Origin of the sequence: Lacihabitans soyangensis, from assembly GCF_024343775.1 — a bacterium.
GTDB lineage: Bacteria > Bacteroidota > Bacteroidia > Cytophagales > Spirosomataceae > Leadbetterella > Leadbetterella soyangensis.
The window spans coordinates 1-10,639 of sequence record NZ_RJUF01000055.1 but is presented as its reverse complement, the minus strand read 5'-3'; the positions used below and the strand labels follow the sequence as shown (position 1 = coordinate 10,639).

Annotated in this window: 9 protein-coding genes and 1 pseudogene; 3 read left to right on the top strand and 7 right to left on the bottom strand. The window is 37.9% G+C overall.

All coding sequences use genetic code 11. The features are described 5' to 3' along the window. A pseudogene (locus tag EGI31_RS13790) lies at positions 1-371 on the bottom strand (IS982 family transposase); the annotation flags it as partial. 35 nt (positions 372-406) lie between these two features. Here EGI31_RS13790 and EGI31_RS25410 point away from each other — a divergent pair. The 3 genes from EGI31_RS25410 to EGI31_RS13775 all read left to right on the top strand — a co-directional run bounded on the left by EGI31_RS25410 (position 407) and on the right by EGI31_RS13775 (position 2,826). Then, the gene (locus tag EGI31_RS25410) at positions 407-1,651 is read left to right on the top strand and encodes a sensor histidine kinase (protein ID WP_374760687.1); all 1,245 of its coding nucleotides are present in this window, start codon (positions 407-409) and stop codon (positions 1,649-1,651) included. Continuing rightward, complete coding sequence (locus EGI31_RS13780) at positions 1,638-2,252, top strand: response regulator transcription factor (RefSeq protein ID WP_255037811.1); 615 nt, start codon at positions 1,638-1,640, stop codon at positions 2,250-2,252. Before EGI31_RS25410 ends, EGI31_RS13780 begins: the two co-directional genes overlap by 14 nt. Before the next feature lie 292 nt (positions 2,253-2,544). After that, positions 2,545-2,826, top strand: a complete 282-nt coding sequence (locus EGI31_RS13775; protein WP_255037810.1) for a LytR/AlgR family response regulator transcription factor — start codon at positions 2,545-2,547, stop codon at positions 2,824-2,826. Between the two features lie 89 nt (positions 2,827-2,915). On the opposite strand, the gene kynU is transcribed toward EGI31_RS13775, so the two are convergent. The 6 genes from kynU to EGI31_RS13745 all read right to left on the bottom strand — a co-directional run. Continuing rightward, positions 2,916-4,238, bottom strand: a complete 1,323-nt coding sequence (gene kynU / locus EGI31_RS13770; protein WP_255037809.1) for a kynureninase — start codon at positions 4,236-4,238, stop codon at positions 2,916-2,918. After that, entirely contained in the window at positions 4,190-4,801 is a 612-nt protein-coding gene (locus EGI31_RS13765; RefSeq protein ID WP_255037808.1) for an SGNH/GDSL hydrolase family protein, read from the bottom strand. The genes kynU and EGI31_RS13765 overlap by 49 nt, the downstream gene beginning before the upstream one ends. A gap of 133 nt (positions 4,802-4,934) precedes the next feature. Next, a complete protein-coding gene (locus tag EGI31_RS13760) occupies positions 4,935-6,245 on the bottom strand; it encodes an APC family permease (RefSeq protein ID WP_255037806.1) in 1,311 nt (436 codons plus the stop codon). Positions 6,246-6,470: 225 nt separating this feature from the next. Next, on the bottom strand, positions 6,471-9,146 hold the full coding sequence (locus EGI31_RS13755) for a valine--tRNA ligase (RefSeq protein ID WP_255037805.1): 2,676 nt from the start codon (positions 9,144-9,146) through the stop codon (positions 6,471-6,473). 339 nt (positions 9,147-9,485) lie between these two features. Then, complete coding sequence (locus EGI31_RS13750; RefSeq protein ID WP_255037804.1) at positions 9,486-9,869, bottom strand: hypothetical protein; 384 nt, start codon at positions 9,867-9,869, stop codon at positions 9,486-9,488. A 153-nt stretch (positions 9,870-10,022) separates the two neighbouring features. Beyond that, on the bottom strand, positions 10,023-10,639 hold a 617-nt coding region (locus EGI31_RS13745), incomplete at its 5' end, for a T9SS type A sorting domain-containing protein (RefSeq protein ID WP_255037803.1).

Here is a 10,639-nt window from a genome sequence, read left to right as displayed (position 1 = left end):
GGATTCATGCAAATTTGAAGTGGAATTGAGTCTAAAATTACTTTCCTATTTTCACCATCAATCTGCTGAGCCACCCATTCAGAAATAGAATTTATATACCCACTTAACCTCCTTTTTCTACGATTATAATTTGATCTATCTATCAACTCGGAAAATATCATCAATAAATCATTGTTCAATTTTGAAAACATCCAATTTTCAGAATCCAAGCTAATAGTTTCAGCTAAAATGGATAGTGTAACTACCTCAATATCAGACCATTTTGGCTTATTCTTGTAAGTCTTAAAATTACCATCAGGTAATAAAAATTCATTCAAGGCCAACTTGACTATTGGCAATATTTTGTCGTAATTTGCTTTCAGGTTGTACATATTAAAGATTTGTCGTTATTTCTTTAAGTTACTGAATTTCAGTTATATGTACAACCTTTTTCTATTTATTTAAACCGCACAACGGGTTAGTTCTATATCTTATTTATGCCGTCAATTTCTTTATTTTTTATACTGTCAGAATTTCCTCACCGGCATATTTTACTAATAATCAGCCGGTTATTATTAATTACTACGTTAATATTTTTGTTTTTATAAGTACCTATACTTTTGTACGTTTTGGTACTTCGTTTATAGATCCAGACAGAAAATATGGAAATAAGGCAATTTCATCTCTAATTGATGTACTTTTTGTTTGTACCATTTTTGTGTCTTTTTTTCCTACTTGGTCTGCCATAAAGCCTTTGTTATATTTAAAACTCGCATTTTTTCTTACCACTATTTTCTATCTTATCTGGAGTTTGATTTCAAACTTCAGAAGGAGTTTCTTGACTCGAATTTACTTTTTTATGGCCATGCCTTTGATTACCACAGGTATGATTGAAGGCTTAACCAATGTTTTTGGAATCATGGAAGTACCGAATCAATTTTTTGAAGCTTTCAGGATCTCTATTTGTGTAGAGATGCTCTATATACTTTTTGCCTTGATTTTTAGAGAAAGATATTTGAGCAAGCAAATTCAAAAGAAACTATTGAAGGCCGAATTAGAAATGTTGGAATCAAGAATTGAGATACAAGAAAATGAACAAAAACGTATAGCTAGAGACCTTCATGATGATTTGGGTGGTACTTTGGCGAGTCTTAAGCATATTGTTTTTTCAAAATTGTCAAAATTGCTTAACCCCGAAGATGAAATAAAAATCAGGGAATTGGCTCAAAAATCAGGGGATGATTTGCGACGTATTTCACATGCTTTAATGCCCCCAGATTTTGAAAAGATAGGCTTGATAGATTCTATCCATGAACTTATTAGAAATAACAGCTCTGATAGAATCCAATTTGAGTTTTTTGAGCGTACAAAAGGTGTAAATTTGAGTTCGAAAGATGCATTAAATGTTTATCGGATACTTTCAGAAACTGTTCAAAATATCCATAAACATAGTGGTGCCTCAAAAGTGATGGTACAGTTAATTCAAAATGATGAAGATTTGACACTTATTGTGGAGGACAACGGTAATGGATTTGATATAAACAGCCTTCCAGAAGGTTTGGGAATTGAAAACATGCATTCGAGAGCAAAAAACCTCGGCGGAAGTTTGAATTTTGATTCAAACAATAAGGGAACAACGGTCATTTTAGAAATACCTCATGCAAAAAATTAAGATATTAATTGTTGATGATCACTTGTTGTTTGGCTTGGGCCTGAAAGAGCTTTTACTGAAGGAAAGTGGCTATGAGGTAACGGGACCCGTCACGGATTTAAACGAAATTACCTCAATAATTCAATTCATTTCTCCGCATGTCATTTTATTGGATATTAATCTCAATGGTTTAAACGGCATAGAATTAGGCAAAAAGCTCAAAAGTGAGTTTGGAAATATTAAAATAATAATTCTAACGATGTACGAGCACGCTGTTTTTCTAAAACAAGCCAAAGAGTCCAAAATGGATGGTTATTTGTTAAAAGATAGTGATCCAAATGTTTTATTCAGTGGTATTCAATCGGTGTTAGAAGGTGGTAGCTGTTTTTTAAAAATTGTGGATAATAAATCAAGTCAAAAAATGAACGTTTTTGGGGATAAATATCATCTTAGTGAAAGAGAATTAGAAGTGGCAAATGAAATCTGTAAAGGTTTAAATAATCATGAAATTGCCGAAAAACTGACCCTTAGTTACCATACAATAAAAACGCATCGTAAAAATATTTATACGAAGTTGTCTGTTTCGAATGTTCCTGAACTAATAGAAGTACTTAAGTCTTAAATCTTAAGAATTGTTACAAAATTAGAGACTTAGTAGGTCCGAATTTTATGTGTTCGAAACACTTAATTTGAAATCTTTATATGTAAAATTCGATACTGCTCTATTTGTAAAATATTGATTACTATATACTTAGTCTAATGTCTTTCGCTGCCAAGAATTCTAAACAGAAAATTTGCATCTTTCAAAATACCCCATTTGGGGTATTGAACCCTTACCTGAAAACTACTAGCTTTGATTCATTATGTAACCCAAAAAGTTTTTTTTATTATTTTCAATCCAAATAATTAGAACCATGATTTCCCAAAAAACTCCACAGCCACAAGAAATTCTCTTTCTACGAGGGGATATTAATTACACAGAATTTCATCTCGTAAACGGAAAGAAATATTTATCTAGTTTTACTTTATTGAGACATCAAGAAAAACTTGAAGGATTCTTGAGAGTAAGTCGTAAACATTTAATAAATCCAACCTACATAACAGATGTAGAGTGTCGACACGGATTGCATCAGATAATGATGGTGAATGGTGAAAGAATCGTAGTTTCAAGAAGGCGAAAGTCTTCAGTATTATAGGAAAGCACTAAATCCACCTTCAAAAAATTATTAAATCCACACCTTTTCAAGTTTTTACGGATTAATAATGTTCAAAGTAAGCCCCTCCCTCAAACCACCTCCAACCTCTCCCCACCAAATCTCTCAAACTCCCGAGTTTCAACGATAGTTTTGATTCTAATTATGGTCCGAAAAATTTCTTCAAAGGTATTGTAAAGAGGTGCTATGCCCAAGCGTATGTTGTTGGGTGGGCGAAAGTCGGGTATGATTACGGGTGAATCGTTAGTGGGTTCTATCATGGCTCGGTTTATTCGATAGCCTTCTGGGTGTTGGATGGAAATGTGGGAACCTCTTTCATTGGAATTGGTCGGTGAAGCAATTGTAAATCCAATAGGAGTCAGAAGATTTTCGATCAATTCTATCAGGTAGTTGGTTTGAGAAACACTTTTCTCCCTTAAATTTTTCATGCCTGCTTCGAGGCTTATGTCTATGCCAGACGCTATGGCTGCCAATGACAGCACCGAAGGTGTGCCGGCTGAGAAACGCTGAATATCAGCTTTGGCCTCGTAATTTAAAGTAAAATCAAAGGGTTTTTGATGACTAAACCATCCCCAAATGGGATTATGAAGTTTCTCTTGCAGGTCTTTTCGGACATATAAAAATGCTGGTGCTCCTGGGCCACCATTGAGATATTTATATGTACAGCCTACGGCTAAATCAGCACCAGATTCATTGAGGTTGACCTCTACAGCACCTGCTGAATGGCTCAAGTCCCACAATACCAAAGCACCATTTTGATGGGCCAAGTGGTTGATTTTGTGCATGTCATACATGTAAGCACTTTTGAAAACCACATGGGAAAGGGTCAATAAAGCCGTTTCGTTATCTAAAGCATTTGAAATTGCTTCATCTGAAATTCGTTGTTCGTCGGCACTTTGAATTATTGTAAGAGAATGATTTTTAAACTGTTGTTCAATCAATCCTTGCAAAACATAAATATCCGTCGGGAAATTGAGCGAGTCGGTGATGATTCTGGTTTTGGTCTCTTGAAATTTAAGTGCCGCAAAAGCCAACTTGTAGAAATTGATGGAGGTACTATCACCTACAAATATCTCATCTGCTTGGGCTCCAACTACCTGGGCTATTTTGGCTGCAACCTTGCTGGGAAGCTCCATCCAATGCTCATTCCAACTTCTTATCAGACGTTTTCCCCATTGAATTTGCGTTATTTCCGAGATAAGGCCAACAGTTTTTTTTGGCAATCGTCCGAGAGAATTTCCGTCTAAATATATTTCTTCTCCAATTTCGAATTGCTCTCTGAAGTGTGCGAGCTTGTCCTTTTTATCTAGTTCGAGTGCTTTTTTTTGTAATTCGTCTTGGTGGCTCATGGCTTTAATTTCTTCAGGAGTTCTGGTACTATTTTCTCTGTCCAAAGCTGGTACATTTTTCCCGATGGGTGTAAACCATCTTCTGCTATGAGCGATGGGTCGTTTAAAGCTTGGCGAGAAATAGGTGTGATGTCAATGAAAAGGATTCCTCGCTTTTCGGTTTCCTCTTTCTTTATAGCATTAAATAGGTCAATTTGCTCTGATATAGACTTTTTGGGACTATTTATTCCAAAAGGTGTAACCCCCCAATCGGGGATCGAAACAACAAATACATGTTGTGGTTGATTGCCGGAAAATTGAATGGCGGTTTCTAATAAATCAATGTATTCTTTTCTAAATTCTTCCACACTTCGGCCCCTATATTGGTTATTTACACCAATCAATAGAGAAACCAAGTCATACTTTTTGGTAATGTTCTCAGAAACAATTTTTGCTTTTAATTCATCGGTGGTCCAACCCGTTTTGGCGATTATTTGCGGTTGTGAAACCGCAATACCATTTGAAGTTAAACTTTTGGTCAATTGCACCGGCCATCTTTGATCCTCAGTGACACTTTCACCAATCGTATAACTATCGCCTAAAGCCAAGTATGACAAACCGTTCGACATGGTATTGTTTTGATTATTTAAGTCTTGCGAGGAGGTCTCGCATGAAAAAAAGAATAAAATTATGATTAAAAAGATAGGCCTCATTTATGCTGATTTTGTCTCTAGAACAAACGAATATACTTATCAACATGGATCAAACCTGATTGTTATTTCTTTTTCCGAAATACACAATAAGTAAATATAGTACAGACAAAATGCCCAGAAAAATAACCAAACTAGTGATTTCTTTCAGTGCTAAATTGGACAAAAACCACAAGATGGAAATGGCTGCCAAAATAGGAATACCCACGCCAAAAGGTAATCTAAAACCTTCTGTCTTGCCTTTTTCCTGTAATCGGAGTTTGATGGTAGCGGCTACAACACCAAAATAAACCACAAGAAGTGAAGCACTGGCAATGATGGCTAACTGTTTGAAGCCGCCAGAAATCGAAAAGACAAAATCTAATGCAGCATAGCTGATGATGGCCACAAATGGCGTAGCAAATTTAGGATGAACCTTGGCCATTATTTTTGGCATCCAACCTCGATTTGCTCCTGCAAATATCACTCTGGGATAAGACAAAACTGAACCACTTAATGCGGCAAACATGGAGAAAACCGCTCCTGCCAACATGAGGGTAGAACCAAATGAACCTATCACTTTGTTGGCTACAGCAGCCAAAGGAGCTTCTTTGAACTTGATCAAGTCAGCCCCGAGTACGCCTTGTGAGACCGTCTGAATCAGAATGTAAAACAAAACCACCGCACCCATGCCTGAGAGTATTCCTAAGGGAACAACTTTTTGCGGATTTTTTAGCTCTCCACTGACATTTAAGGATGCCTCACCACCCGCAAAGGCAAAAAATAGCAACAAAGAGGCCTCACCTAATTTTGAAATGGAGGGCAAAGAATGCCACTTTAAATTCTCCATAGAAGTACCCCAGAAACCTGCGACAATTAGAATAATCAAGGGAACTACCTTAATGAGCGTGTTGATTTTGACCATATTGTCGCCATGCTTGACACCCAAGACATTGACTAAAGCGAAAGACCCGAAAACGAAAAGAAAGAAAATTGCTCGTATGATAATTTCTGAGAAAGAAGGAAAATAAATGCTGAGCATATCGGCCATGGCGTTGGCTATGGCAGCGTCGGCCAAGATACCTACAAACCAAAACATGGTATTGGCCAAAAAACCAGCAAAAGGCCCAAAAGCGGCATGGATATAGGCGTAGGCTCCACCTGTGGACGTTATTTTACTGCCGATCTCTGAAAAACAGAGCATGATGAGCATCATCAAGAAACCACAAAAAAGGTAAGCTAAAATGCTTGTTTCGCCCAGAAAACTGGCCACAAATGCAGGTAAAACGAAAATTCCAGCTCCGATGGTACGGTTGAGCGTATTGGCTGCCAGTCCTAAAACCCCGATTTCGCGGCGAAGGCCTTCATGATTTGTTGATGACATTTATTTTGTTCGAAGTTTTAAATACGAAAGCCAAAATGCTTCCATATCCAAAACTAAGCTTTTTGTGGAGAAGAAAAAAGTAACCGACAGGTTTTTAAGATTTCTTCTAAAAATGGATAAATTTGGATTAATCAAAATTAAAGGGAGCTCTCAATATCGAAAGCTCCCCTCAATAGAAAATCCTTTTGTTTACCTTAAAATATCTTATTTCAAAGACTATTAAAGTCAGGCCAATTTTTGTAAAGACTCCTCAATCGCTTTAATCTTGGCGTCTGCATCGGCAAGTTTGTCTTTTTCTCTCTGTACCAATTCAGGTGCTGCATTGGCTACGAAGCGTTCATTGGCGAGTTTTGCTTCTACAGATTTCTTAAAACCTTGGGTATATTCGAGCTCTTTTTTGAGGTTCTCGATTTCTGCTGCTACATCCAGATTTTCACCTAAATCAATTCCGAATTCGTCTCCTTTTATTACCAAACTCATTCCTTTAACAGAAGTGCTCACAAATGTGATTTCTGAAAGGTTGGCCATTTTTTTCATTAAGTCCTCCAAATGAGCATATTTGGTAGCGTCTTGGGTATTGATGCTTAATGGCAAAGCCTCTTTTGGCGACATTTGTTTTGATTGGCGGGTATTACGTACCCACGAAACCAATTCAAATAAAATTTCGAAATCGGCCAATATTTTAGTATCTACCTCTCCACCTTTGGGGAATTCCTGAATACAAATGGATTCATTTTCTGCTCTTTCTTGAATATTTTGCCAAATTTCTTCTGAAATAAATGGTGTCCAAGGGTGAACGAGACGCATTAGTTCTTCGAAAAACCCGAGTGTTGCATCGTATGTTTCTTGGTCTATTGGCAAGCTTTGTCCATCCACATAAGCGGGCTTAATCATTTCAAGATATTGCGAACAGAAGTCATTCCAAATCAAGTTGTAAGTCACCAAAAGGGCATCTGACATACGGAATTTGTCGTAGTGATCGAGGGCTTCTGCTATGGCTACGTTGAGCTTTGAGCGGAACCATGCAGCCCCCCAGCCCCCAGCGGGGGTGTTTGACTGGTGGCTGAGCGTTCCCTGAGCGGAGTCGATTTGGTGGCTGAGCGGAGTCGAAGCCACGTTCCAACCTTTCACCAATCTAAATGCATTCCACATTTTGTTGGAGAAGTTTCGGCCTTGTTCTACTAATTTTTCATCATAAGGTAAGTCGTTGCCTGCTGGCGAACTGAAAAGCATTCCTGTACGCACGCCATCTGCACCAAACTTATCTATCAAATCCAAAGGATCAGGCGAATTGCCTAAAGATTTGGACATTTTACGGCCTTGCTTATCTCTTACAATTCCTGTCAAGTAAACGTTTTTGAAAGGAAAAGTGCCTTTGTACTCGTAACCAGCAATAATCATCCTAGCTACCCAGAAGAAAAGGATTTCTGGAGCAGTAACAAGATCGTTTGTTGGGTAATAATAATTGATGTCTGGATTATTTGGGTCTTTGAAACCGTCAAAAACAGAAATTGGCCAAAGCCACGAACTAAACCATGTATCTAATACGTCTTCGTCTTGGGTGAAATCAGCGGCGGTAACATTTTTGCCTTGTTGCGAATTGGCAATTTCAACGGCAGCTTCCAAGGATTTCGCTACAATGTAAGTTCCATCTGCCAAGTAATACGCCGGAATACGATGTCCCCACCAAAGCTGGCGACTGATGCACCAGTCACGCACGTTTTCCATCCAGTGGTTATAAGTATTTTTGAATTTTGGTGGAATCAGCTGAATGGTGTCATTCATCACGTTTTCGTGGGCAGGCTTGCTCACACGCTCCATTTTCAGGAACCATTGCAATGAGATTTTAGGCTCTATAACAGCACCCGTTCTTTCTGAGGTACCTACATTGGATTTGTATTCCTCGACTTTCACCAAATTGCCAGATTCTTCTAACATTTTGATGATTTTTTTACGAGCTATAAATCTGTCTTCACCAACTAAAATTTGGGCTTTTTCGTTGAGTTTTCCGTCATCCGTAAGAATATCGATTACCTCTAATTTATGCTTTTCGCCCAAAGCAAAGTCATTTTGGTCATGGGCGGGTGTAACCTTTAAACAACCGGTCCCGAACTCCATCTCCACATATTCGTCCGCAATGATTGTGATTTCTCTATTAATAAGCGGAATCCTTACTTTTTTTCCAATCAGGTTTTTATATCGTTCGTCTTCTGGATGTACGCAAATAGCTGAATCAGCCATAATAGTTTCCGGACGGGTGGTAGCTATGATAACCTCAGCGTCATCACCGATATATTTGATATGCACCAATTTAGATGGCATTTCTTTGGTGATTACCTCTTCGTCAGAAACCGTAGTTTTGGCCTGTGGATCCCAGTTTACCATTCGGTAGCCCCGGTAAATATCACCTTTTTGATGTAAATCCACGAAAACGTCAATTACGGCATCATAGAGATTTTCTTCCATCGTGAATCGGGTACGATCCCAGTCGCACGAGGCCCCTAGTTTACGTAATTGTTTCAGGATAATTCCGCCATATTTTTCGGTCCATTCCCAGCAATATTTCAAGAATTCATCTCTGGTCAAATCCGCCTTGTTGATGCCTTGTTCTTTGAGCATGGCTACCACTTTGGCTTCAGTAGCTATAGAGGCATGGTCAGTTCCAGGCACCCAACAAGCTTCTTTGCCTTGCATACGGGCTTTGCGAATGAGCACGTCTTGTATGGTGTTGTTGAGCATGTGGCCCATGTGCAATACCCCTGTTACGTTGGGCGGCGGAATGACTATTGTGTAAGGTTCTTTGTCTTTGTTGGGTGTGGATTTGAAGAATTTATTTTTTTCCCAATAAGCATACCACTTATCTTCTATTTCTTTCGGACTATATGTTTTTGAAATTTCCATTTGTTGAGTTCGCTGAACCAAAAATTAATAATTTGCAAAAATAAGGAATTAGTGGCAGAAAATTGATGAGAGTAATTTGGAAGTTTGTGGGGGAGGTGTTGACAAGTTTGTGAGGACGAAAAATTTGGAAGTATATAAGTTTGTGAGGACACAAACATTGGCGTTGGATGGTTTGGAGACACAAAACCAAAAAGAGTTTGAATTTAAACAAAATAAGTCTTAATAAAGGAACAAGAAAAAATAATTATGATGTTAAAATTCCATTATTTCGAATCTAGACTGAAAGCATGAAATAAAATAGGAGACAAATTTCGTTGCCTCCTATTCATTATGTTAACATTAGAGATTTCTTCCAACAAACTCGTTGAATTCCTCTTTTAAATCAGCAAAAAGTTTAGCAAACATCTCCATTTTATCTCGAATTTCAAGATTTTCAGTAGTTTTTCTATGATCTATAGCCACCGGATTTTTCTTGATTTCCTCTTCCATATCACGTTCAGAGCCATGAATATAGTGTTTCAGATTATCAATTTCATTCTTTTGAATAATAAACTTATTCTGATATTTTTCAACTTCTTTTTTTATTTCGCTCGAAGTATTTTTGACACTTACTTCGGCTAGTCTGTTCTTAAAAATAAGTAATTCATCAGCGTAAAAATCCAGTGCTTTCAGCCATTCTACATGGTCTGCATGTAAGTCAAAAAAATATGTTTTGGTTTCCATTATTGTACTTGTTTTGTTTATTCAAAGCAAGTCATATACTCATTACAAAAAAATGAGATTCGTCATTGTCGTAGATACAATTGGTCAATTTCCCACAAAAAAAACACATCCCGAAAGTCTCAAGATGTGTTTCACATTTAATAAATCTTAATACTACTTTAATACTTGCACTTTGATAGTGTTTTTGTTGCTTGGGGTGTTTAGCTCTATCAGGTACAGACCGACTTGAAGTTTTCTGAGGTCTACTTGTAGGTCCGTTTTGTTTGGACTTACTTTGGCCTCTTGGGTGCTTACTTGTCTGCCTTGGGTGTCTCTGATGTTGACTTTTACAATCTGTGTTTGGCTGATGTTTGGTAAATTTATATTTACAAAATCACTGCTCGGATTCGGGCCGAAGGTGATTTTTTCGGTGCTTGGTTCCTTGCTGATTTCTTCTAGCGTTTCGGTTGTTGCCTCGTCTGTTTTGGCTAGTAAACTATCTTCTTTACTTGCTACGGCTGGCGTATTGCTACAGTCAGTCGGTTGGCCTTTGAGTACTACATTGCCGCCCGACTTTATTTTGGTGGCGATTAGAATACCGTTGATGGTCGTCTTTTTGCTGGCATCTGCATTTTTGATATCTATACCCGCTTGGCTGTGTAGGTAGGCGTTGATTTGGCTGCCTTTCTCTATTCCCACATTCTTAGCCGCAAAGATTTTTACGTTTTCTTGACTTTCGTTTATCGTGATTTCATCGCCTAGTCTCGTGTAAGTTTTGATGTGTACCTTGG